This is a genomic window from Vescimonas sanitatis (assembly GCF_049060325.1).
In the GTDB taxonomy this organism is placed as follows: Bacteria; Bacillota; Clostridia; order Oscillospirales; family Oscillospiraceae; genus Vescimonas; species Vescimonas sanitatis.
In genome coordinates, this window is record NZ_JBMGPW010000006.1 from 51,609 (window position 1) to 75,805 (window position 24,197).

General features: G+C 59.1%; 19 protein-coding genes and 3 tRNA genes. 8 read left to right on the top strand and 14 right to left on the bottom strand.

Translation table 11 applies throughout. From position 1 onward, the window contains the following. Positions 1-22: 22 nt before the first annotated feature. From ACOMDU_RS08360 to ACOMDU_RS08375, 4 genes are all read right to left on the bottom strand, one after another. The gene (locus ACOMDU_RS08360; RefSeq protein ID WP_421129929.1) at positions 23-1,717 is read right to left on the bottom strand and encodes a YodL domain-containing protein; all 1,695 of its coding nucleotides are present in this window, start codon (positions 1,715-1,717) and stop codon (positions 23-25) included. Between the two features lie 39 nt (positions 1,718-1,756). Further along, complete coding sequence (locus ACOMDU_RS08365) at positions 1,757-2,665, bottom strand: hypothetical protein (RefSeq protein WP_421129930.1); 909 nt, start codon at positions 2,663-2,665, stop codon at positions 1,757-1,759. Between the two features lie 88 nt (positions 2,666-2,753). Beyond that, the gene (gene recD2 / locus ACOMDU_RS08370; RefSeq protein WP_421129931.1) at positions 2,754-4,985 is read right to left on the bottom strand and encodes an SF1B family DNA helicase RecD2; all 2,232 of its coding nucleotides are present in this window, start codon (positions 4,983-4,985) and stop codon (positions 2,754-2,756) included. 1 nt (position 4,986) lies between these two features. Continuing rightward, the gene (locus tag ACOMDU_RS08375; RefSeq protein WP_421129932.1) at positions 4,987-6,045 is read right to left on the bottom strand and encodes a YqaJ viral recombinase family nuclease; all 1,059 of its coding nucleotides are present in this window, start codon (positions 6,043-6,045) and stop codon (positions 4,987-4,989) included. Positions 6,046-6,824: 779 nt separating this feature from the next. Here ACOMDU_RS08375 and ACOMDU_RS08380 point away from each other — a divergent pair. Both ACOMDU_RS08380 and ACOMDU_RS08385 read left to right on the top strand, forming a co-directional pair. Next, entirely contained in the window at positions 6,825-7,037 is a 213-nt protein-coding gene (locus ACOMDU_RS08380) for a helix-turn-helix domain-containing protein (RefSeq protein WP_421129933.1), read from the top strand. Positions 7,038-7,183: 146 nt separating this feature from the next. Further along, positions 7,184-8,599 (top strand): tyrosine-type recombinase/integrase, encoded by a 1,416-nt coding sequence (locus ACOMDU_RS08385; RefSeq protein WP_421129934.1) that lies wholly within the window; start codon positions 7,184-7,186, stop codon positions 8,597-8,599. A gap of 343 nt (positions 8,600-8,942) precedes the next feature. Here the strand turns inward: ACOMDU_RS08385 and ACOMDU_RS08390 are convergent. From ACOMDU_RS08390 to ACOMDU_RS08400, 3 genes are all read right to left on the bottom strand, one after another. Next, positions 8,943-9,018: transfer RNA gene (locus ACOMDU_RS08390), tRNA-Met, on the bottom strand. An 11-nt stretch (positions 9,019-9,029) separates the two neighbouring features. Then, a tRNA-Met gene (locus ACOMDU_RS08395) sits at positions 9,030-9,109 on the bottom strand. Between the two features lie 18 nt (positions 9,110-9,127). Then, positions 9,128-9,213 (bottom strand) — tRNA-Leu (locus tag ACOMDU_RS08400). A gap of 153 nt (positions 9,214-9,366) precedes the next feature. On the opposite strand from ACOMDU_RS08400, the gene ACOMDU_RS08405 reads away from it, so the two are divergent. Both ACOMDU_RS08405 and ACOMDU_RS08410 read left to right on the top strand, forming a co-directional pair. Continuing rightward, a complete protein-coding gene (locus ACOMDU_RS08405; RefSeq protein ID WP_022135254.1) occupies positions 9,367-9,897 on the top strand; it encodes an inorganic diphosphatase in 531 nt (176 codons plus the stop codon). Between the two features lie 113 nt (positions 9,898-10,010). Then, entirely contained in the window at positions 10,011-11,249 is a 1,239-nt protein-coding gene (locus ACOMDU_RS08410) for a serpin family protein (RefSeq protein ID WP_421129935.1), read from the top strand. Positions 11,250-11,283: 34 nt separating this feature from the next. On the opposite strand, the gene ACOMDU_RS08415 is transcribed toward ACOMDU_RS08410, so the two are convergent. From ACOMDU_RS08415 to ACOMDU_RS08445, 7 genes are all read right to left on the bottom strand, one after another. Beyond that, positions 11,284-11,961 carry a peptidoglycan DD-metalloendopeptidase family protein gene (locus ACOMDU_RS08415; RefSeq protein WP_421129936.1) on the bottom strand — a complete coding sequence of 226 codons (678 nt, stop codon included), beginning with the start codon at positions 11,959-11,961 and terminating at the stop codon, positions 11,284-11,286. Between the two features lie 116 nt (positions 11,962-12,077). Beyond that, positions 12,078-13,040, bottom strand: coding sequence for an NAD(P)H-dependent glycerol-3-phosphate dehydrogenase (locus ACOMDU_RS08420; protein ID WP_421129937.1), 963 nt, complete (start codon positions 13,038-13,040; stop codon positions 12,078-12,080). A gap of 70 nt (positions 13,041-13,110) precedes the next feature. After that, positions 13,111-14,622, bottom strand: coding sequence for a 2,3-bisphosphoglycerate-independent phosphoglycerate mutase (gpmI, locus tag ACOMDU_RS08425; RefSeq protein ID WP_421129938.1), 1,512 nt, complete (start codon positions 14,620-14,622; stop codon positions 13,111-13,113). A 21-nt stretch (positions 14,623-14,643) separates the two neighbouring features. Continuing rightward, entirely contained in the window at positions 14,644-15,417 is a 774-nt protein-coding gene (tpiA, locus tag ACOMDU_RS08430) for a triose-phosphate isomerase (protein ID WP_022135249.1), read from the bottom strand. A 124-nt stretch (positions 15,418-15,541) separates the two neighbouring features. Next, positions 15,542-16,735, bottom strand: a complete 1,194-nt coding sequence (locus ACOMDU_RS08435; RefSeq protein WP_421129939.1) for a phosphoglycerate kinase — start codon at positions 16,733-16,735, stop codon at positions 15,542-15,544. 25 nt (positions 16,736-16,760) lie between these two features. Then, entirely contained in the window at positions 16,761-17,252 is a 492-nt protein-coding gene (locus ACOMDU_RS08440; protein ID WP_022135247.1) for a tRNA (cytidine(34)-2'-O)-methyltransferase, read from the bottom strand. A gap of 33 nt (positions 17,253-17,285) precedes the next feature. Continuing rightward, complete coding sequence (locus ACOMDU_RS08445; protein WP_421129940.1) at positions 17,286-17,552, bottom strand: hypothetical protein; 267 nt, start codon at positions 17,550-17,552, stop codon at positions 17,286-17,288. A 170-nt stretch (positions 17,553-17,722) separates the two neighbouring features. On the opposite strand from ACOMDU_RS08445, the gene ACOMDU_RS08450 reads away from it, so the two are divergent. The 4 genes from ACOMDU_RS08450 (at position 17,723) to ACOMDU_RS08465 (ending at position 24,104) form a co-directional block, all read left to right on the top strand. Next, complete coding sequence (locus tag ACOMDU_RS08450) at positions 17,723-18,682, top strand: ribose-phosphate pyrophosphokinase (RefSeq protein WP_022135245.1); 960 nt, start codon at positions 17,723-17,725, stop codon at positions 18,680-18,682. Between the two features lie 88 nt (positions 18,683-18,770). Beyond that, entirely contained in the window at positions 18,771-19,364 is a 594-nt protein-coding gene (gene pth / locus ACOMDU_RS08455) for an aminoacyl-tRNA hydrolase (protein WP_421129941.1), read from the top strand. 41 nt (positions 19,365-19,405) lie between these two features. Then, positions 19,406-22,969, top strand: coding sequence for a transcription-repair coupling factor (mfd, locus tag ACOMDU_RS08460; protein ID WP_421129942.1), 3,564 nt, complete (start codon positions 19,406-19,408; stop codon positions 22,967-22,969). Further along, positions 22,959-24,104: a hypothetical protein gene (locus ACOMDU_RS08465; protein ID WP_022135242.1), complete on the top strand. Its 1,146-nt coding sequence runs from the start codon at positions 22,959-22,961 to the stop codon at positions 24,102-24,104. The genes mfd and ACOMDU_RS08465 overlap by 11 nt, the downstream gene beginning before the upstream one ends. Positions 24,105-24,197: the final 93 nt, after the last annotated feature.

Consider the following 24,197-nt stretch of genomic DNA (forward strand, 5'->3'; position numbering starts at 1 on the left):
CGTTCGTTTATGGTGGAACAGCTCAGTGCCGTTCCCGTTTATCTTTTGCCAGCTTTGGCGAGAACTTTACCGGCAGGAATTTATCATTCCCATCACAGTAAAAGTATCTGCGCCCGTTTTCGTCAAAGAACTCGATCACCGTGGAGGGTGAAACGCTACGTCCATGATAGTCCGCAGGCAGCTCGCCGCTGTATCGCGCCGCCACCAGTTTCAGACGGATGGCGTCGTCCTGCTGCACTTCACACACCAGAGCTCCTTCATAGACCAGCGCGTACTCCGAGGCAGGCGGCTGTTCATAGCCGGCCTTCTGCAAAGCCCTGATCCCGCCAAAGGCGAAATCTGCGGCCTTGCCCTCAGATACATCCGGCTGGTAGATACGGAAACACTGCTGCGCTCGCAGGGATAAAAGATACTGCTCCAGTGCCGCGTCACCATCCCGCAAAAAGCGGGCGTACTCCTGCTCACTCAGACCCAGGTGATCGTGGAGCGTACTGCTGCAGATGTTCCTCTCGTGCCATGCGGCGATCTCCTCACTGATGGCGTCAAAGGAACAGAGCCCGCAGACAAACCGCGTTCTGAAATTCATTTGAGAAACATCTCTTTGCTCTTTTTTCTGCCGCATGGCAAGCTGCCAGTCATCAATGCCTTTATAATTCGGATCCCACGTCAGGCGGCGGCACTCCAACCCATGGCTGCGTGCCATGAGATAGATTTTCGACGCGCCCTTGCTGACAGCGGCGTTGTGATACTTGTCCATATCCTCGGCTTCAATGATGACCTCTGTGCCATTGGTGGCCAGCAGCGCAAACAGCATATCCAGCTTGTTGACGTTGTTGGCACCTGCCGTAGCCGCAAAGGAGCGATCCATCAGAAAGTGGGCCACGTCCGCTTTCAACAGCCCTTCCGTCACATAGACAACCCGCGCAAAGGGATCGCCCACGAAATGGACAGGACTGCCGGAGGATACTCCGCGTTTCTTGGAAGCGGAGGATAGCCACAGGTACTTTGTCCCGCTCTTGTCAGGGTCGCTCTCCTGCTCTCGGATAGGCGTATCCAACCGGATCTGTGCGCCGCGTATCATCCCATCAATACCTTTGGCGGGGATGATGATCCCTGCCGTGACGGAATTGAAGTTGACCGTCCATTTGTCATCCTTACCTACATAGAAGCCGGGAACGCCCTCCACCTTACAGCCTCGGCTGCGCAGCTTTTGCGCCAGTGACCGGCACAGGTAGAAGGGCGGGGTACTTTTGTACCCCAGCCGTTCTATCTGTTCGTCGGTCAGCCCGCGCACCTCCCGGAGATGCTTGCGGTGTTGAGGCGTAAGCGTCAACAGCTCCAGCAGCATGGAAAATGTCTGGTGGATCTCCTGCGGTGAGGCAAGGACGGATTGCTCAATCGCCGTCTGCTCCGGCAGCACCTTTGCGGTGTACTCCGGCGCCGTAAGGCCGTTTTGCAGCGTGTCGCAGATCTCACGGTAGGCTTCAGAATTGCTGATCCCGTATACCTTTCCGTAGAGAGACAGCATACCGCCGCCTTCGTTGCAGTAGTTGCAGCGCCAGAGGTTTTTAGCAAAGTTGATGTTCATCTTCCCCCGCTTATCACCGCAGATCGGGCAGTCGGCATATACGCTGTCCGCCTGTCTGCGCCGGATATGCAGATGCAGCAGCTCAGCCACATCCATGATATTGAACGGGAACTCCTGTGGCTGCGCCACCGCGCCACCTCCTTACCATCATCTCGAACGATTCGTCTGTCAGCTGGCATTTGCCAGACGCTGGAGCTTGTCCAGCATCAGCTTGGCACCGGCCCGCAGGATATTGTCATCCCCGGAATAGCCCTTCACATACCACTTGAGGCTGGCTGGCCGCCGCTCGGCGACTTGCTTGAGCGTCTGTCCGCTGCATGTGCCGATGGGCACGATGATCTCCTCGGCCTCCGCTTCGGTCATCAGAGTGCAGATGGTATCCACATCCATGTCCTTGGTATAACTGGCGGCACTTGGCTCGTCATATACGAAGGGCAGTTCCGTTTCTACCACAGGCTCTACAACGGCCTCCGCAGGCTGTTCCGCAGAGACTTCCACCGGCGCCGTGTCAGGTACGGCTTTTTCTGCATGGTGAACCACTTCCTGTTCAGGTTGTTGTACGACCACAGGCTCAATATCGGCCCGTACCGCAGCAGGTTCCGTTCTGACCTGTTCCGCTGCCGCTTGAGGTGCAGGGGCCGGCTCGCTCCGCATAACAGGCGTGATCGGCTCTGCGTAAGGCGTATCCGCCTTGGGCATCGGTGCGAACTGGACGCCGAAGCCGGCGTTGGTCAGCGCCATGTCCAGAGCATCATGCTCCGCAGCCTGAATATACAGACCGGCAGGTGCGTTTTCCTGTGTCATGGTGGCAATGTAGCTGCTGGCGGGGTCGGCATCATCCTTGTCGAAGAATACCTTTGCCTCGATGATCGCCAACTGATCCGTGATGCGCAGCGGCGTCAGCCGCGTGCGTCCGGCGGGATATTTCAGCCTGAACCAGAGCTTTTTATATCGCAGATCCAGCTCGTGTCCGTTGGCAGTCTTTTTCAAGAATCGCAACGGATCGAAGCCTGCGACACGGTTCAGCTCAGACACGACGGGGACAGCATTGAACAAAGTGGATTCGGGTGTATTCATTTCAAAAGCTCCTTTCTAAATAAAAACATGAGACAGGGCGTAGATTTAACGCGCTTGCCTCATTTTTACAAAATATTCACAGTGATACTCAAGCACTGCGCTGTTGCACTTTGAACGTATTGGTATAGAGTGAGATCCTTTGTCCTAACTGCGTGTTGCGTTTTCCGGTATCGTCTTTGTGAACCGCCATGTAGAGCATGCCGATCTGACCCACCAGAATGACCTTTGACTTAGCGCGGGTGATAGCCGTGTAGACAAGGCTCCGCGTCAGCATCCGGGCATGGCTCCTCAGCAAAGGGAATAGTACCACATCAAACTCACTGCCCTGCGCCTTATGGACGGTGGTAGCATAGGCAAGCTCCACATGGCCCATTTCCTCCATGGAGTACTCCACGACCCTCGTGGGCGAAAACTGGATCGATATGCGCATACCATCCCGCTCATCATGGCGAAAACTGCGGATAAAGCCAATATCGCCATTGGACGCCTTAATACTGTTCTTGTTCTGCATCACCTTATCACCTACCCGAAAATAGAGGCTGCCCACCTTCAGATCGGCTTCCTCCGTCTGCGGGTTCACCAGCTCTCGGATCGCCTCGTTGAGTTGGTCAACGGAGGCCGCGCCGGTGGAGCGGAAGGGCGATAGGATCTGCACGCGGTCTACACCGTATTGCTTCACCTGTGCCAGATAGAGATTCCGCAGGTGTTCGGCGGCTTCCTCCTGGTTGGCGCATTTGCAGACAGTAAAATCATTGCCGTAGAAAAAGCCGGTGTCATTGTTGTTGATCTTCTGCGCGTTATAGGCGATAAGGCTGTCCTTCTTCTGACGGAATATCTCATTGAGCACCGTCACAGGGATCAGCCCGCAGTCGATCAACTCACGGAACACATCACCGGCTCCAACGCTTTGCAGCTGGTCTGCATCGCCCACCAGCAGAACCTTCGTGTTCGGCCCAATGCGGGAGAAGAACTGCCGTGCTAGCCACATATCCATCATAGACGATTCATCCACGATGATAAGGCCTGCGTCCAGCATATCTTCCTCACCTTTCCGGAAGCCGCCATCCTCACCAAACAGTCCCAGCAGGCTGTGCAGCGTGCTGGCATTGTTTACGCCGGTACTCTCCGCCATGCGGCGGCTTGCCCGGCCGGTGGGGGCTGCCAGCAGGATATTCTCCGATGGCTTCAGCAGCTTGAACACCTCAATGACCGCTTTCAGGACGGTGGTCTTGCCGGTACCGGGTGAGCCGGTAATGATGGACAGATCGCTGCGGAATACCATGTGAACAGCCTCCGTCTGCCGCAGAGAGAGCTCGACCCCCAACTGACGCCGTACCCTTGTCAGCAAGTCCTGCACATCCACCCGTTCTACCGGGCGGCAGAGCAGCCTTGCGATGCTGCGAGCGGTTTCGTCCTCCTGCGCGAAGGTCTTGACCAGATAATAGTTGCCGTTGCTGTTAATGATCTTGCCTTGCAGCAGCATGTCGTCGATCACAGCCTCCAGATCATCTGCCTTTACCCGCATCTGAGGAACGGGGATCATGCTGTTCAGCAGAGCCATGGACTCCTTGCGAAGCTGCTCTGCATCCAGATACAGATGACCGCCATCTCCCTTTGCACCCTCCAGCGCGGCAAATACCGCACCGCGGATACGCATGGGGGAATTGAGGGGCCAGTTGTTCTTTCGCATGATCGCGTCCACACGTTTGAAACCGAAACCAGACACCTGGCAGAGTTCAAAGGGGTTATCCCGCAGGATATCCACGCTGTGTGCGCCGAAATGGTCATAAATCTTTGTGGCGGTGGTGGGGGTGATCTGAAAGGGGGCCAATAGCAGCATCAGATCACGAAGTGTTCGGCTCTCGTTATAGGAGGCAATGATCTCCTCCAGCTTTGCCTTGCTGACACCCCGTATCTCCAGCAGCCGCTCCGGTTCATTCTCCAGCACATGCAGTGTATCTGCGCCAAACCGGTCTACGATCAGCTCGGCGGTCTTGCCGCCAATGCCCTTGATAAGCCGTGAGGAAAGATACCCCTTGATTCCTTCGCGGGTCTGAGGTACGACCTCCTCACATTTCGTCACATGCAGCTGAAAGCCGTTTTTACCCTCTTTCCACTCACCGTCCAGTATCATGCTGACCTGATCGGTGCGCGGCAGCTCATAGCCCACGGCGGCAAAATGGATCATATTGTCCCGATGCCGGTACGCGCTGCGAGCCTTTTCTGGGATAGAACGGTCTGAGGTCTTTACGCTGATCACGCTGTACTTGTTGACAGGGTTATAGAAGATCGTCCGTTCATAGATGCCTGTATAAGCCAACTCATGCAGCCTCCTCTCGTCGCTTTTTCACATAGAAGCGCCGGCTTTCCGAAACAGTGACGTACTGCTCGTAGATGTCCGGGTGCTGCGCCTGCAAACGCTGCAGGTTGTCCTTACTGATGCCGGATTTACGCACAGGCTTATAGCTGATACTGTAAGCCGCTTCACGCCCCTGGCAGACAGCCGTGCAGCTTCGTCCCATTTCTGCGACGATGCGGCCTTGCAGCCGCCGCATTTCCGCTTCAATGTGCTCATAGTTTCGTTTCTCTGCGTTTCGCTGGGTCTGAAGCTCCAGATACCGGGGGATCAGCAGTGCCATATTCCCCTCCAGTATCAGCTCCGGCGCCGATGGGTCAGCTGGCCCGAAATGACGTCTGACGCTGTTAAGGATCAGATCGCCGTCCTCCGTATAGGGTGGGGGCATGCCGGTGAGGATGTGGTTCTCCCAGAAATCCTGCTCCAGCGCGATCAGCTCCGCCTCATAGTCCCGGTTACGGTCGATATGCCGGATGATGACTTCATCTTCATTGTTGCCGTACAGGCAGCAGTAGAAGACCTCATCAATGTTCATCACGGCCATATAGTGCCGCCCCTGAGCCTCATAGTTGAGGGGAACGATCTCCCGCCCATCCTCGGACCACCAGTGATCCTTTGCATTATAGTTGGTGGTTTTTATTTCGAGGATCGCGGTTCGCCCTCCGGGAAGCTCTACAAAATAGTCAATATCCGCCAGCATAAACGTATGTACTGGATGATAAAACATCTTCTTGATCTGATAGATGCGATACCCCGTTTTCACATGGAATATCTCTGCCACCAGATCCTCCAGCAGATGCCCCATCTTCTTAGCTACCCAGTTGCTCTCCGAGTCGTCAAAAGGCACGATTTTCAGCTTGTCATAGTAGAGATCCCGTGCCGCAGCAAACGGTGAGATTCCTAATATGGCGGCTGCATCGCTGCCGCCGATCCCCCTGCGCCGGTATTCCAGCCAGTCTTTCTCAGGAAGACCCTCCGTGCTGACCAGGACTGACGGTGCATAAGACTCGCTTGCGACTGCCATGGCTATACCCTCCGCTGCCCCGTCTGATGGGGTACAACGCGGGTATAGCTGCAGCGGTATTTTGCCGCCTTCCGCTCCGTTTTCCTGAGTTTCTGCCTGCGTCGGTCTCCTTCTCGATACCGATACAAGCGTTTGCCGGGATAATTCCTTCTGCTCATGTGGATGCCACCTTTCAAATATATTCCAAAGCCTTACGGCATTTGGGTAAATAAAAAAAGCGAGAATGACATCCTGATCCTCTCGGATACTTGCGCCTGCCGATGGCATGGCCGGTGTCATTCTCGCTGCAGGGGAAAATGTCCCCTCAAAAACAAAAAAGTCAACAGCCCACTGCTCTGCGGCATAGTGGCGTTGTTGACTAAAATACAAGCTTAACAACGTGTGCGGTTCAGAAACACTCTGAAATGCCTGTATAGGCGTTGCACAAAAAACAATTACATGGTAATAGTACCACAATATATTGTGGTAGTCAAGAAACAATATCGCCCATATAGAGAATTTGAAAAAATATTACTTCGCATGTTAAATTTACGGTGCCTGATTTCTTTTTATTTAGTGTAAGGCTAAGCCAGTCAGAAGATGACTGGTTCTATTACATGCACCTTGAAAACTGAACAGCCCCACCGGAGGTTATACAGGAGCGGCGGATAGTGTGCGAGAACATAAGGGAGCGCACCCACCGCATAAGTGCCGCACAGCGGCAGCCTGCTAATACGCGGTCGAAGAGAGCGCAGGAAATGGACCGGCAGGTGGCGCAAAAAGCGATAAGGAGATGTGATATGGATCACTACAAAGATATAGAAGAAATCCCCATGATATTTGGCCCGCGCGAATTGTCAAAGATTATGGGCATTTCTAAAAATAAGACTTATGAGGTCGTAAACAGGTATGATTTTCCTAAAATCCGAGTTGGCAGAAGAATCATCATCAGCAAAAAACATTTTTTGGAGTGGATGGACGCCAACTTTGGTAAAGAACGCAACAATACATAAAAGGCACTTTTGTTATTTGCTTTGATTCCTGTTGAGTTTTCCTTCGGAAAGTCGTATAGATATTATGTGTGGAAAAACCTAAAGGTTTATATCCCACATGGTACGATTTGTATGCCTGTACGACAGTAAGGAGGATCAATAAAAGTATGGGCAAAAAGAAAGCAAATGGAGAAGGATCCATTACAAAACGCAAAGATGGCCGCTACATGGGACGCTATACAGTGGAAAGCAAACGAAAAGCGGTCTATGGCGATTCTTTCGAGGAGGTGAGGCAGAAACTCAACGAGATACTGAACGAGATTGCAAAAGGTGCCTACGTAGAACCCAATAAATACAGCGTGGAAAAATGGCTGCGAGAATGGTTAGAGTTATATGCCCTGCCAACGGTGAAGCGGTCAACATACATCTCCTATGAAGGATATGTACGGATACACCTTGTCCCGGAGATAGGGCAAATAAAGCTGACATCTTTGAGCACCAGGGATCTCCAGAAGTTCTTTAAGGAAAAAGCCGGTACAGAAGAGAAGAAGGGGTTAGCTCCGAAGACGTTGCGGAATATTTACAATATGCTTCATTCGGCATTAGACCAAGCAGTTGCTGACCACAAGATTCTTAGAAATCCGACTTTGAATGTCAAATTGCCAAAGGTCAAGTCCAAAGAAATGCGCGTTCTAACCGTGGAAGAGCAGGCGGTATTACAGGACGCTGTAAGCCGTGTTGATGAATTGCATGCCTATGGGATAACCTTTGCAGTCAGTACCGGGGTTCGTTTGGGTGAACTGCTTGCCTTGCGCTGGAAAGATGTAAATGAAAAAGAACACTACATCTACGTCAGGCGGACACTTGGCAGACTGCAGAAGGTTGATGAAAAAGGGCATCTCGTTAAAAAAGAAAAAGGAACTCCATCAACGGAAATCGTTGTGCGTTCGCCTAAATCTGAGTTGTCCATGCGAAAGATACCATTGTTCGATGAGTTGTGGGACGACTTGATGGCATACAAAGAAAAGCAGAACGCTCTAAAGGATGCACTGGGATCAGAGTATCAGGATCAGGGCTATATTTTTGCCACGCCACTGGGCCATCACAACGATCCGAAAGTCTACCAAACGCTTTTTAAGCGCATAGTAGCCGCTGCCGGAATCGAGTCTGCGAACTTCCATGCGCTGCGTCATACGTTTGCGACACGAGCGTTGGAGTCAGGTATGGACATTAAGGTCTTGTCTGCATTACTGGGTCATGCGCAGGCATCAACTACGCTTAATCTCTATGGACATGTCCTTCCGGATCATAAGAAGATCAGCATGGAGAAAATGCGAGGCAACTATATGAGCTGCAGTATAAGCGGCAGTTCTGATGATACTTCCGCAGATGCACCGCAGACTCAAGACCCGACCATTAGCACCATAGAGGATGCCCGGCATAATCAAGAGCCGACCATCAGCATCGCTGCGGAGGATATCCAAGGACTGGAACTGAGTGGTGACACCAATGCAGCTATGCCCCAAATTCGCGATTTAGCCATTGACACCAACGCAAACGAGAAACAAGCGCAAGCAAGCTGATTTTGACACCAACGCGTTGGAGTCAAAGCAAAAGCCATCCACGCCAGAATTGAAAAATAACATCAAATGAGCAGCTTATTTTTTCAGTATGACTTGCCAGCAAAACTGGTGTCATTTGGTGTCAGGGAAACGGTTGGTGTCAATCGTTGGTGTCAAGAGCATGAAAGAGTATCAGAAAACCACACTTTCGCAACATCAAATATCCGAAAGCCCGAACAATGCAGGACGCTGACACATTGGTGTCGGTTGGTGTCACAGCAAAATGAGCAAAGAGATTTAAGGGTGCGGTTAAAACAAAAAGAACCGCAAACCCTTTGAAATCAATGGGTTTGCAGTTCCTGTTTGGTTGCGGAGGCAGGACTTGAACCTGCGACCTCCGGGTTATGAGCCCGACGAGCTACCAACTGCTCTACTCCGCGATATAGAGTTTTTGCGGAATTTAGAGCTCCGAAGAATCGGAAAAGTCTCCGGGTTATGAGCCCGACGAGCTACCAACTGCTCTACTCCGCGATATTGTACTGTACCGGGTGGTGCCGGTGACCGGACTCGAACCGGTACGGCATTGCTGCCGGGAGATTTTAAGTCTCCTGTGTCTACCATTCCACCACACCGGCGGATCAGGCACTTGTTAGAATACCACACCGCCCGGCCTGTGTCAACACCTTTTGGAAAAAACATTTCGACAAAGTTATAAAACCCCGTTGCGCGCCGCGCTTTTCTGCGCTATAATGTGTCCACGGAACAAACTGGAACAGGAGGAACATCCTATGAATATTTGGCATGATATTGCCCCCGCGCGGGTAAAGCCCGAGGATTTCTGGGCGGTCATCGAGATCGAAAAGGGCTCCAAGAACAAATACGAGATGGATAAGGATACCGGTATGCTGCGGCTGGACCGTATCCTCTACACCTCTACCCACTACCCCGCCAACTACGGCTTCATTCCCCGCACCTGGGCCGACGACGGCGACCCTCTGGACGTGCTGGTGCTGTGCAGCGAGTCCATCCGCCCCATGAGTCTGGTGCGCTGCTTCCCCATCGGCGTCATCACCATGGAGGACGGCGGCGACCTGGATGAGAAGATCATCGCCATCCCCTTCGAGGATCCCACCTATCATCTGTATACGGATATTTCCGAGCTGCCTGCCCACGTGGCCAGCGAGATCAAGCACTTCTTCCGGGTCTATAAGAGCCTGGAGGGCAAGGAGACCGTGGTCAGCGACGTGCTGGGCCGTCAGGCGGCGGTGGATATCATCATCAAGTGCCAGGATGCCTACATCGAGAAATACTGCAAGTGACATACCGCGCCGCCATCCCCGCCGATGGCGGCGCTTTTTCTGCGGGCGGGAAACCTTTTCCGAAGGAATTGCGTCTATATAACAGATGAGCCTTTTGAAAGGAGGCGGATCCTATGAAAAAACGTGCGGCGGCGCTGGTGCTGGCGCTGCTGATGCTGCTGGCCCTGCCCGGCTGCGGTATCAAGGCGCAGGCACTGACCAAGGATATCGTGCCCCAGGCACTGGACACGACTACCGACCTGACCGCCGGAGGCGAGGCGGTGTCGGCCTTCGCCCTGTCACTGCTTCGCAGTGAACGGGCGGGAGAGACGGGCGTGCTGCTGTCACCGGTGTCCATCCTGAACGCACTGGGCATGACGGCCAACGGCGCCGGTGGAAATACCCTGAAGCAGATGGAAACGGCGGCGGGTATGAGCCTGAACCAGCTGAATGAATTTCTGTACACCTACCGCATGAGCCTGCCGGCCGTGTACAAGAGCTGCGCCGTTTCGCTGGCCAACTCCGCGTGGGTGCGGGATACCTTCCGGGTGGAGGACAGCTTCCTGCGCGCCTGCGTCAACTACTACAATGCGGAGATCTATCGTTCCGCGTTCGACGGCAGTCTGGTCACCGACCTGAACCGCTGGGTCAGCAAGGAGACAAACGGCCTGATCGACAGTCTGCTGGAGCAGGCACCCGGCGAGGCCACCATGCTGTATCTGGTCAACGCCGCCTGCTTTGACGCCCGGTGGGAGACGCCCTACGAAGCGTCGGATATCCGCGAGGGCGGGACCTTCACCGCCGCCTCCGGTGCGCGCCAGACGGCGGATTACCTGACCAGCAGCGAGAGCATCTATCTGTCCGGCAACAACGTTACCGGCTTCCTGAAGCCCTATGACGGCGGGAAATATGCGTTCGCAGCGCTGCTGCCCGATGAGGGCGTGACGCTGGAGGACTACCTGAAGAACCTCACCGGCGAGCATCTGTATCAGCTGATCACCGGTCACCAATACGCCGATGTGCAGGCGTCCATCCCGCGGTTTACCGCCCAAACGGAGTTGGAGCTGGAGAAGGCGCTGACGGCTATGGGTATCACGGACCTGTTTGACGTGTCCAGAGCTGATCTGCGGGCCATAGGCAGCGCGCCCAGCGGCAATAATCTGTACGTCTCCTCTGTGCTGCACAAGACGTATCTGTCGCTGGACGAGAATGGCACCAGGGCCGCCGCGGCCACGTCAGTGCAGGTGAACGGCGGCAGCGCGCGGCCCACCGACGTCAAGACCGTGACGCTGGATCGCCCCTTCCTCTACATGGTCGTGGACACCCACGCCTGCGTGCCCCTGTTCATGGGCACCGTCACATCTATGGAATAAGCGAAAAGAACGCCCGACAGGGCGTTCTTTTCGCTTATTCGCCGCCGTTCACATAGTCGTGGGGGTCGATGACCGCCCCGTCCCGGCTGACGGAGAAGTGCAGGTGCGGCCCCATGCGGCTCTCGGCGGCGGAGGTGGCCCCCACCCGGCCGATGACCTCTCCGGCGGCCACCTGCTGCCCTTGCTGCACCGGCACGTCCGCCTGCAGGCTGCTGTACTGGGTGGCGTACCCGCCGTCGTGCTGAATGACCACCGTGGTGCCCATCAGCTCGTCGTCGGTAACGGACTGCACGGTCCCTGCGGCGGCGGTCTTCACCGCCGCGCCCTCGTCGGCCTGCACGTCGATGCCGTCGTGGGTGCGCCAGTCGGCCATAGTGGGGTCATATAACAGCTCCGTCATGCTGAACACCGTCACTGTGGTGCCGTCCAGAGGGGATACCACCTGGGGCAGCAGCTCTGCCGGCTCGGTGATCTCCACCTCCTCCACCGGGTCGGGGATGACCACCGGCGCGGGCTTTACCACCGGCTGGGTGGGGGTGACGGGCTGGATATCCAGCACCGGCGGCGTGTCCGTCTGCTCCACGGTCACCGGGCGCTCTCTCAGGGCAAAATAGCCGATCGTTCCTGCGGCCACAAGGCACAGGGCGATGGCTATGTAATAGCCCCGCCCGGCGAACATAGCCCGCAGCCGTTCGTTTCGGGAGTCCTTCATATGCGTGTCCCTTTCCTGGCGGGAAGTCCCGCCGCCGCCCCTTCCGGCGGGCGGCACGCCGAAATAAAACATCCTCTGCCCGTATTGTCGCCGGACAGAGGATGTTTTATTCATATTCAGTCGTCGAATTCCGCCCGCAGGCCCCGCCGCAGCAAGCCGCTCAGCTCTGCCCGGGGATCGGCGCTTTCGTACAGGATGTTGTGTACCGCCATGCATATCGGCAGCTCCACGCCGTGCTTTTCGCGGAGCACCATCAGTGCCTCCACTGTGTAATAGCCCTCCGCCAGCCGGTGATAGTCCTGATGGCGGATGAAGGACTCGCCGAACTGTCGGTTATGGCTGTAGGGCGAGAACACCGTGGCCTCGTAGTCCCCCAGATGGCACAGCCCGTAGGCGGACAGCTCATTGCCGCCCATAGCCTTGATCAGCCGCGCCACCTCCCGGGTGCCCCGGCTCATCAGCGCGCCCTTCAGGCTGGACATCTCCACGCCGTCCAGAAAACCCGCCGCGATGCCTACCACGTTCTTGGCCGCGGCGCCTACCTCGTTGCCGATCATGTCGCCGCCATAGTAGAAACGGATCAGGTCGCTGGAGAATTCCTGTACCAGTCGGCGCTTTACAGCGTCGTTCCCGCTGTCGATGACCATGCAGTTGGGGATGCCCCGGTAGAACTCCTGCACATGGCCCGGCCCCAGCCAGACCGCCACGGTGTTGCTCTCATGCAGCAGTGATCCGGCGATAACGCTGAGCCGTTCGCCGGTGCCCATCTCCAGGCCCTTCATGCACAGCACCACCGTCTTGCTTCGCAGGGCCTGCATAGGCGCCTCTGCCAGCAGAGAACGCAGGCTCTGGGAGCCGATGGAGATGATGACCGTCTCCGCCTGCTCCACGTCCCGCAGGTCGGTGGTCAGCCCCACGGAGTCTGGCAGCGTCAGCAGATCGTTCTGCCGGGTGGCCAGAAAGGACTGCATACGGGGCGAGCTCTGCCGCCCGTACAGCGTCACATGATGGCCGATGTGATCCAGATACCAGGTGATGAGGGAACCCCACCGCCCGCAGCCGATGACAAATATGTTCATGGGTTTGTCTCCTTATAAGGAAGTCCCGAAGCCGCGCTTCGGGACTTCGCGTAAAAGCGGATCGTTCGTTTTACTTCACGATCAGCGTCTTGCCGTCCATCTCCTCCGGGCAGGCCAGACCCATCACGTCCAGGATGGTGGGCGCGATGTCCGCCAGCCGGCCGGGCCGCAGCTCTGTGCCGGCGCCGCACAGGATAAAGGGCACCGGATTGGTGGTGTGGGCGGTCATGGGGCTGCCGTCGGGCTGCTTCATATCCTCGGCGTTGCCGTGGTCGGCGGTCACCATGGCGATACCGCCCATCTTCAGCGTGGCGTCCACCACCTTGCCCACGCAGGTGTCCACTGTCTCCACGGCCTTGATGGCGGCCTCCAGCACGCCGGTGTGCCCCACCATGTCGCAGTTGGCAAAGTTCAGGATGATGACGTCATAGGCGCCTGACTCGATGCGCTCCACACACTTGTCGCACACCTCGAAGGCGCTCATCTCCGGCTGGAGATCATAGGTGGCCACCTTGGGAGAGGGCACCAGCACCCGGTCCTCGCCGGGGTACTGCGTCTCCACGCCGCCGTTGAAGAAGAACGTCACATGGGCATACTTCTCCGTCTCGGCGATCCGCAGCTGGGTCATGCCCATGCGGCTGAGGTACTCACCCAGCCCGTTCTTCACGGCGATGCGGGGCCACGCCACCAGCACGTTGGGCATGGAGGCGTCGTACTCCGTGTTGCACACATAGGTGGTGGGGAAGAACTCCCGGGCAAAGCCGTCAAAGTCCGGGTCCACGATGGCCCGGGTGATCTCCCGGGCCCGGTCGGGCCGGTAGTTGAAGAAGATGATGCTGTCATTGTCGCTGATGGTGCCGTCGCCGTCCACAACCACCGGCTCCATGAACTCGTCGGTGATGTTGTTGGCATAGCTCTCCGCCACGGCGGCCACCGGGTCGTCGCTGCGGCGGCCCTCGCCGTATACCATGGCGTCATAGGCCATCTGTACGCGCTCCCACCGCTTGTCGCGGTCCATGGCGTAGTAGCGGCCCATCACCGTGGCGATCCTGCCGACGCCCAGCTGGGCGCACTTGTCGGCGAGCGCCTGCACGAAGCCCTTGCCGCTGGTGGGGGACACGTCCCGGCCATCCAGGAAGCAATGGACGTACACCTTGGTCAGCCCCTTGTCCTTAGCCATTTGCAGCAGGGCGAACAGGTGCTCGATGTGGGAGTGTACGCCGCCGTCCGACAGCAGACCGCACAGGTGCAGACTGGTGCCCTTCTCCAGGCAGTTGTCCATCGCCTGGTTATAGGCCTCGTTCTTAAAGAAGCTGCCGTCCTCGATAGCACGGCTGATGCGGGGCAGGTCCTGAAACACCACGCGGCCGCCGCCGATGTTGGTGTGGCCTACCTCGCTGTTGCCCATCTGCCCGGCGGGCAGACCCACGTCCAGTCCGCTGGCGGACAGCGTGGTGTGGGCGTATTCCTGAAACAGCTTATCCAGCACCGGCGTCTTGGCCAGAGTGACGGCATTGTCGTCCGCGGGGGGCGCAATGCCGAAGCCGTCCATGATGATGAGGGTGGTAGGGGTCTTATTCATGCCGTTCCTCCTTGGAAATGCTCAGCCTTGGTTGGCAGCATTGATGATGGCGATAAAGTCCTCAGGGTTCAGAGAGGCGCCGCCGATAAGGCCGCCGTCGATGTCCGGCTGGGCCAGCAGCTCCGCCGCGTTGGCGGGCTTCATGGAGCCGCCGTACTGGATGGTGATGCTGCGGGCGATACGGGCGCCGTACAGGTGACGCACGGTGGTGCGGATGAAGGTGCAGACCTCAGCGGCCTGCTCGGCGGTAGCGGTCTTGCCGGTGCCGATGGCCCACACAGGCTCATAGGCGATCACGCACTTCCGCAGCTTCTCCGCGGGCACGCCGGCCAGGGCGGACTTGACCTGCAGCGCGATCAGCTCCATGGTGATGCCCAGCTCCCGCTGCTCCAGCGTCTCACCCACGCAGATGATGGGGTGCAGACCCGCCTCCAGCGCGGAGAGCACCTTGCGGTTGACGGTGAGATCCGTCTCGCCGAAATACTGGCGGCGCTCAGAGTGACCGATGATGACGTACTTTACGCCCAGGTCCTTCAGCATATCGGCGGAGACTTCGCCGGTGTACGCGCCGTTCTTCTCATAAAACACATTCTGTGCGCCCACGGACACGCGGGCATCCTTGAAGCCCTTGATGGCGGCGGCGATATCTACGGAGGGCACGCACACCACAATGTCGCACCATTTGGCCTTGGGCAGCAGGGCCTTCAGTTCCTCGGCAAACTTCTTCGTCTCGCTGGCGGTCTTGTTCATCTTCCAGTTGCCGGCGATAATGGTCTTGCGATATCTGCGATTCATAACAAACTAACTCCTCGTCTTTTACTTTTATATAGAAATGGGGATATGCACACAAAATAAAACGGTTTTCGCCAAAGCCTGCGCGGCCGATCCGCTCCGCTGGCCGCGGCGAAGCTGCCGGACCTTACTTGTCCAGCAGGCAGGCCACGCCGGGCAGCTCCTTACCCTCCAGGAACTCCAGCGACGCGCCGCCGCCGGTGCTGATGTGGGTGATCTTGTCGGCAAAGCCCAGCTGCTCCACCGCCGCCGCGCTGTCGCCGCCGCCCACGATGGTCACGGCGCCGCTGTCAGCCAGCGCCTGGGCCATGGCCCGGGTGCCGGCGGCGAAGTTGTCGAACTCAAACACGCCCATGGGGCCGTTCCACACCACGGTGCCCGCGCCCTTCACGGCGTCGCAGAAGGTCTTGATGGTGTCGGGACCGATATCCATACCCTCCCAGCTCTCGGGAATGGCCATGGTGCTGACCACCTGGCGCTTGGCGTCATTGGAGAAGTCGTCCGCCGCCACGGTGTCTGTGGGCAGCAGAAGCTTCACGCCGTTCTTTTTGGCCTTTTCGATCATTTCCAGGGCGTAATCCAGCTTATCCGGTTCGCACAGGCTCTTGCCGATGCTGCCGCCCTGGGCCTTGGCAAAGGTATACGCCATGCCGCCGCCGATGATGATGGTGTCTGCCTTGTCCAGCAGGTTGTTGATGACCGCGATCTTGTCGCTGACCTTGGCACCGCCCAGCACCGCCACAAAGGGCCGCTTGGGGTCGTCCAGGGCCTTGCCCATGACGGACAGCTCTCTGGCCACCAGGAAGCCGGACACCGCCGGCAGGTATGCCGCCACACCGACGGTGGAGGCGTGGGCACGGTGCACGGTGCCGAAGGCGTCGGACACATACAGCTCCGCCATGTCCGCCAGCTCCTTGGCGAAGCCGGGGTCGTTCTTCTCCTCGCGGATATCGAACCGCAGGTTCTCCAGCAGCATGATCTGGCCGGGCTGCAGGGCAGCGGCCTTGGCTTTGGCATCTTCACCCACGATATCCTTGGCGAAGATGACCTCCCGGCCCAGCAGCTGGCTCAAACGCTCCGCCACGGGCGCCAGCGTCAGCTTCATCTTCCACTCACCCTTGGGCTTGCCCAGGTGGGAGCAGGCGATGACCGCCGCGCCGTTGTCCAGCAGATACTTGATGGTGGGCAGTGCCGCCACGATGCGCTTGTCGCTGGTGATCGCGCCCGTTTCCTTGTCCTGGGGCACGTTGAAGTCGCAGCGCAGCAGGACCTTCTTGCCCTTGACGTCTACATCCTGTACTGTTTTTTTATTGTAATTCATGGAATACGCTCCTCTCACGTGAAATTCATATATTTGCCATCTCGCCGGTTCCGGCGAGACCGGGAAAGCCATTCTGCCGCAGCGCCTCATAGGTGAGGATCGCCACGGAGTTGCTCAGGTTCAGGCTCCGCGCCTCCGGGCGCATGGGCAGCCGTATGCACCGGTCATAGTGGGTCCTGCGGAAGTCCTCCGGCAGCCCGGCTGTCTCCTTGCCGAAGAACAGCCAGCAATCCGGCGAGAACCGTGCCCGGGTGTAGTCCTGCGGTGCCTTGGTGGTGGCCAGCCACAGATCGGCGGCCGCCTCCGGGTGCCGCGCAAACAGCGCCTCCAGCCCGTCGTAGTCCTGTACGTTCACCAGGTGCCAGTAATCCAGTCCGGCACGCTTCACCGCCCGGTCGGAAATATCAAAGCCCAGAGGCCGCACCAGGTGCAGCTGGCTGCCGGTGGCGGCGCAGGTGCGGGCGATATTACCGCAATTCTGGGGTATTTCCGGTTCGACCAGTACGATGTGCAGCATGACCGTATCACACTCCTATTACATAAGCGACAACTATTGTAAAACAATGTAATGGGAAATGCAACTATAAAATACCAAAAGCAGGCGATATTTCTCCGAAACATTCAAAATACTTTCTGTTTGACCCACCAAAAGACAGACGAACGCCCACGGACCGCTGCCGGAAAAATTATTGCCGAAAAAAACGGGAAAAATACTGGATTTTCCCGCAGGACCTGTTATAATAGGGGCAGAGAACAATGCAGAAAGAGGTGAGTGCCAATGGGCCGCATTCGCGCCGACAAGTGCAATACTGTCCATGACCGCACCCGCCTTTCGGGTGCCGTGCCGTCCACGCTGTACGCCGCGCTGTAGAGCGCACTGTCAGTGGGCGGCATTTTTGTTTTCTTTTTAACAAGTGCGGAACAGCGCAGCTGTTTGCAATATACCTGTACCTATAAAAATTCGGATAGAAAGCGAGAGTACGCACCATGATTTCTCACGGCAAGGATATGAAGATCTTTACAGGCAACGCCAATCCCGCGCTGGCACAGGAGATCTGCAAGCTCATCGGCATCAAGCTGGGCGAGGCAGAGGTTAAAAGCTTCGCTGACGGTGAGGCGTCCGTCTCCCTGTACGAGACCGTCCGCGGCAGCGATGTGTTCCTCATCAACTCCACCTGCAAACCCGTCAACGACAGCCTGATGGAGCTGCTCATCATGATCGACGCCTGCAAGCGCGCCAGCGCCGGCCGTGTCACCGCCGTGATCCCCTATTTCGGCTATGCCCGTCAGGACCGTAAGGCCAAGTCCCGCGACCCTATCTCCGCCAAGCTGGTGGCCAATATGCTCACCGCCTCCGGCGCCGACCGCGTGCTGACCATGGACCTGCACGCCAGCCAGATCCAAGGTTTCTTCGATATCCCCGTGGATAACCTGCTGGGCAACCCCGTGTTCGTGGACTATTACGCCAAGAAGTTCGGCGAAAAGTGCGAGGACATGGTGGTCGTCTCTCCCGATGTGGGCTCTGTGGCCCGCGCCCGCACCTTCGCCCAGAAGCTGCACATGGGCCTGGCCATCGTGGACAAGCGCCGCCAGAAGGCCAACCAGTGCGAGGTCATGAACGTCATCGGCGACGTGGAGGGCAAGGACTGCATCCTCTTCGACGATATGATCGACACCGCTGGTTCCATCTGCAACGCCGCCAAGGCTATTGTGGAGGTGGGCGGAGCCAACAGCGTATATGCCTGCGCCAGCCACGGCGTGCTGTCCGGCCCCGCGCTGGAGCGCCTGAACAACAGCGTCATCAAGGAGGTCGCTCTGCTGAACACCATTCCCGAGTCTATGGGCGAGGGCTGCGACAAGATCAAGTATATCTCCGTGGCCCCCATGTTCGCCGAGGCCATCGAGCGCATCTATCAGGAGATCTCCATCGCCAAGCTGTTCAACTAAAATACTTTCCAAACCCGAAAAACGGTGCTATAATAAGAGGACTGCGTCTGCAGTCCTCTTATTTTGTGCATGCAAGGAGGCGACAGCCTTGTTTTTTAATCGGAACGGCAGCGGAGGCGTGGAGTGGCTGCTGGTGGGCCTGGGTAATCCCGGCAGCAAGTACGAGTCCACCCGCCACAATATGGGCTGGCTGGCCCTGGACAGCCTGATGGAAAAGGAGAAATTTGCCCTGAATAAGCTCCGCTTCAAGGCATGGACCGGTATGCTGGACTACAAGGGGCATAAAATACTGGTGATGAAGCCCCAGACCTACATGAACCTCTCCGGCGAGTCCGTGGGCGAGGCCGCGCGGTTTTACAAGGTACCCGCCGACCATGTGCTGGTCATCTCCGACGACGTGTCCCTGCCGGTGGGCAAGCTGCGTATCCGCAAAAGCGGCTCCGCCGGCGGTCACAACGGGCTGAAGAACATCATTCAGCACCTGGGCACCGATGCGTTTCCACGTATCAAGGTGGGTGTGGGGATGCCCGATCACCCGGATCACGAGATGATCGACTGGGTCATCGGCAAGCCCCAGGGCGAGGAGGCCAAGACCCTCCGCGCTGCCCTGGACCGTGCAGCCGATGCCGCCCTGTCCGTCATTGATGAAGGCCCGGACCGGGCTATGAACAGATTTAACTGACCGGCACGAAGTGCCGCCGGAGGGGAAAGGAGGGATGCCCCGTGACCGGATTGTTAGACAAGTTATCTGCTCTGCCGCAGCTTCAGGAGCTGCTGGCGGCGCTGCACAGCAGCGCCGTTACCTGCTGCGCTGCCGTGACGGGGCTTGCCCCCGTCCACCGGGCCATGTTCTCCGCCGCGCTGGCGGCAGAGACGAAGCGTCCGCTGCTGCTCCTGTGTGCCGATGAGAAGGACGTTCAGCGTCAGGCGGCGGATATCCGCGTTCTGCTGGGCGTGGAGCCGGTGTGCTTGCCGGAGCGCGAATTGCAGCTGCGCCCCGCCGCTTACAGCCGCCAGTGGGAGAATGCCCGGCTGTCCGCCTTGTACCGTATGGCCCGGGGCGACGCCCCCGTTGTGGTGACCACCGCCGCCGCCCTGGTGCAGCGCTGTCTGTCCCGGGAGGTGCTGCTCGCCGCCGCCTTTTCTCTGGAGGTGGGCGCGCGGTACGACGTGCAGGACCTCTGCCGCCGTCTGACCGCCGCCGGCTACACCCGCACCGATCAGGTGGAGGGGCCCGGTCAGTTTGCCCTGCGGGGCGGTATTCTGGACGTGTTCTCCCCCGGGGAGGAGCGCCCGCTGCGTTGTGAGTTTTTCGACGACGAGCTGGATAGCCTGGGCGAATTCGAGACAGCCACACAGCGCCGCGTGCTGAACCGCCGCCAGGTGTGTATTCTGCCGGCGTCCGAGCTGCTGCCCTTTGCCGAAGAGACCACCGCCGCCGACGCCGCCGGGCGCATGGAGGATGCCGCCCGCCGCCTGAAGAAGGAGCACGCCGCCATTCGTCAGCGTCTGCTGGACGATGCCGAACTGCTGCGCCAGGGGATCGCGCCACCCGGCGCGGACCGCTATATGGCCGCCGTCTGCCCGGACAAGACCACCGCGTTTGACTATCTAGCCCAGGACACCATCCTCTGTGCCGGCGAGGCCGGCCGGGTGCAGGAGACGCTTCGGGCCTTTCTGTTTCAGACCCGCCAGGATGTTACCGCCGCCGTGGAGGCCGGCCTCATGGCCGGCGCCTTCGGCGACCTGACCCTTACGGAGCCGGAGCTGGAGACGGTGCTCTCCCGCTTTGCCCTCTGCCAGCTGGAGAGCCTGCCCACCAGCCGCTATCTGCTGCCGCCCCGCCTGCTGCTGGACGTCAGCGCCAAGCAGCTCTCCGGCTACGGCGGCAGCCTGGATGCCGCCGCCACCGACATCACCCACTATCTGACCGCCGGCTTCGGCGTGCTGGTGCTCTGCGGCGGCGCGGTCCGCTGCCGTAATATGCAGGAGTTTCTCCAGCGGCGCCATATCCCCGCCGCCCTGGCGCTGGAGGGCGATGCCGTCCCCGCCCCGGGCCAGACGCTCGTCTCCGTGGGGGCACTGTCCGCCGGCAGCGAGTGGCCTGCCCTGAAGCTGGCTGTCCTGACGGAGGGGCAGCTGACCCGTGCCCTGTCCGGCAAGGCCAAAAGGCCCCGCCCACCCAAACCCGACAGCCGCCAGCGGCTGCTGAGCTACGCCGACCTGGAGGTGGGCGACCTGGTGGTCCACATCCACCACGGCATCGGCCGCTTTGCCGGGATGATCCGCCTGCCGGTGGACGGCGTGGAGAAGGACTACATCAAGATACAGTACGCCGGCAGCGACTGCCTGTACGTCCCCGCCACCTCACTGGACCTGGTCAGCAAGTATATCGGCGGCGGGGATGACACCGAAAAGGTGAAGCTCAACAAGCTCTCCGGCGACCAGTGGACCAAGACCACCCGCCGTGCCAAGGCCGCGGCCAAGGACCTGGCCGACGGGCTCATCAAGCTGTACGCCCAGCGCCAACGCTTGGGCGGCCACGCCTTTTCACCGGATACCCCCTGGCAGCAGGAGTTTGAGGAGGCCTTCGACTATACGGAGACCGACGATCAACTGACCGCCATCCGGGAGATCAAGGCCGATATGGAGAAACCCGTGCCCATGGACCGGCTGCTCTGCGGCGACGTGGGCTACGGCAAGACGGAGGTGGCCCTCCGCGCCGCCATGAAGTGCATCCTGGACGGCAAGCAGGTGGCGCTGCTGGTGCCCACCACCGTGCTGGCGCAGCAGCACTATGCCACCGCCGCCGCCCGGTTTCGGGCCTTCCCGGTCACGGTGGAGGTCCTGTCCCGCTTCCGCACCCCCAAGCAGGTCAAGGATGTGCTGGAACGGGTGAAGGATGGTCGTGTGGACCTGCTCATCGGCACCCATAAGCTGCTGGGCAAGGGTGTGCAGTTCAAGGACCTGGGGCTGCTCATCATCGATGAGGAGCAGCGCTTCGGCGTCACGCACAAGGAGCGTCTGCGTCAGGTGGCCCGGCAGGTGGACACCCTGACCCTCTCTGCTACGCCGATTCCCCGGACGCTGAACATGGCCATGTCCGGCATCCGCGACATGAGCACCATCGAGCAGCCGCCCCAGGACCGCCAGAGCGTCCAGACCTATGTGCTGGAGCATGACTGGGGCCTTCTGGCGGATGCCATCCGCCGGGAGCTGGGCCGGGGCGGACAGGTGTATTACCTGCATAACCGGGTAGACAGCATCGATGCCACCGCCGCCCGTCTCCGTGACCTGCTGGGCGAGGACGTTGCCATCGAGACAGCCCACGGCAAGATGGCCGAGGGTCAGCTCAGCGACGTGATGGCCCGCATGGCCGAGGGTGAGATCGACGTGCTGGTCTGCACCACCATTATCGAGACCGGCATCGATATCCCCAATGTAAACACGCTGATCATCGAGGACGCGGACAACATGGGGTTGAGCCAGCTGCACCAGCTGAGGGGCCGCATCGGCCGCAGTCCCCGCCGGGCCTACGCCTATCTGACCTACCGGGCCGGCAAGGTGCTCACCGAGGTGGCCGCCAAGCGTCTGACCGCCATCCGCGAGTATGTAGAGTTTGGCTCCGGCTTCAAGATCGCCATGCGCGACCTGGAGATCCGCGGCGCGGGCAATCTGCTGGGCCCGGAGCAGTCCGGTTACATGATGTCCGTGGGCTATGATATGTACCTGAAGCTGCTGAACGACGCGGTGCTGGAGCAGCAGGGCAAGACCGCCCCCGCCCGGGTGGAGTGCTCCGCTGACATCACCGTGGCGGCCTATATCCCGGAGTCTTACGTTCCCGCCGCCCGGCAGCGCATGGACCTCTACCGCCGCATCGCGGCCCTCCGCACGCCGGAGGACGAGTCCGAGCTCACCGACGAGCTGCTGGACCGCTACGGCGACGTGCCGCCGCCGGTGACGGCGCTGCTGCAGGTGGCGCTGCTCCGCGCCGCCGCTATGGACTGCGGCGTCACCGATATCACCCAGAAGGGCCGCCAGCTGGTGTTCAGCTTTGACGATCGGGTGGATGCCGCCGCGCTGCTGGCGGTGTGCACCATGGCGGCCTACCGCAGCCGCGCGCAGCTGTCCGCCGGGGCAGCGCCCCGCCTGACACTGTATATGCAGCCCGGGGAGGAACCGCTGGCCGCCGCGGGCGCGCTGGTGGAGGCCCTGCGGCTCCATCAGACAGATACACAACAAATGAACGGGGCGCAGTCCCCTGAGGAGGCAAAACATGAAGAATAACTGGATCCGTTTTCTGGCGGGCGCGCTGGTGTCCGTCATGCTGGTGGGCGCGTTTGCCCTCACCGGCGGCATGAAGGGCGGTAAGAGCACCGAGGGCCTGCTGTATCAGGCCAGCGGCCTTCACCCGGACGGCGAGATGCTGGTCGTCGACGGTCAGATCGTCACCTGTGAGGAGTACCTCTATTGGGTGGACTACGTCTGTACCTATCTGGCGAGCCAGCTGCCGGACGTGGACTGGAACGCCGCCGTGTCCGAGGGCGGCATTACCTACGGCGACTATGTAAAGCTGGAGGCGGTGAACGCCGCCAAGCGCTTTGCCGTCACCCGCGCCTGGGCAGAGCAGGAGGGCATCGCCCTCACCGACGGAGACATGGCCGCCCTGGCTCTCCAGCGGCAGAAGCTGGTGTCCCTTTACGGCGAGGAGGGCTATCAGCAGCAGCTGGCCCTGATGGGCATCAGCGAGGAGACCTTCGACGGTATGCTGGCCGCCCAATACCTGAACAGCAGCCTGCAAACGGCCTATGGCCCCGGCGGCAGCCTGTATGACGAGGATGCCGTCCGCGCCTACGCCCAGGAGCAGGGCTATGCCAGCGTCTATGTGCTGACCCTCACCGGCGAAAATGCCGAGACCATGGCCGCCGATCTGCTGGAGCGCTGGCAGAAGGCGGAGGACAAGGCGGCGGAGTACGCCGCCATGTGCGAGGAGCTGCAGCAGGAGGCTGTGGGCGCCGTTACCCTGACCGCCGCTGAGGGCGATCCCCTCAGCGACGCCATCATGGCGCTGGAGCTGGAGGAGCTGACCGCCGTCATTGATCCCTACGGCGATGGCTCCTGCTATGTGATCCTGCGTACCGATCTGGACCTGTCCGTGGCTGCGGACGCCTATTTCCAGCAGGTCCAGAGCGACCGGCTGGCCAACGCCTCCGTGGTGTCCAACGCCAAGCTGTATAGCAGCCTGGACGTGGGAGCCTTCTATGACCGGATGACGGAGCTCCGCGCGGAGATGCAGGCCGCCATGGCGGAGGCTGGTGGTCATACCGCCGATGATGGCCATGACCACAGCGCCGACGCCGGTACCGACACGGCGGGGGAGGACACTGCCGATACCGGAGCTGACGCCGAACCGGCGGCATGAGGATGCGTCATTTCGTCAAAATGACGGGAAACCGCCATTTGATATGCTCGATTTGACGATTTTTTAACGAAGTTGCAATTTGGGATTGACTAT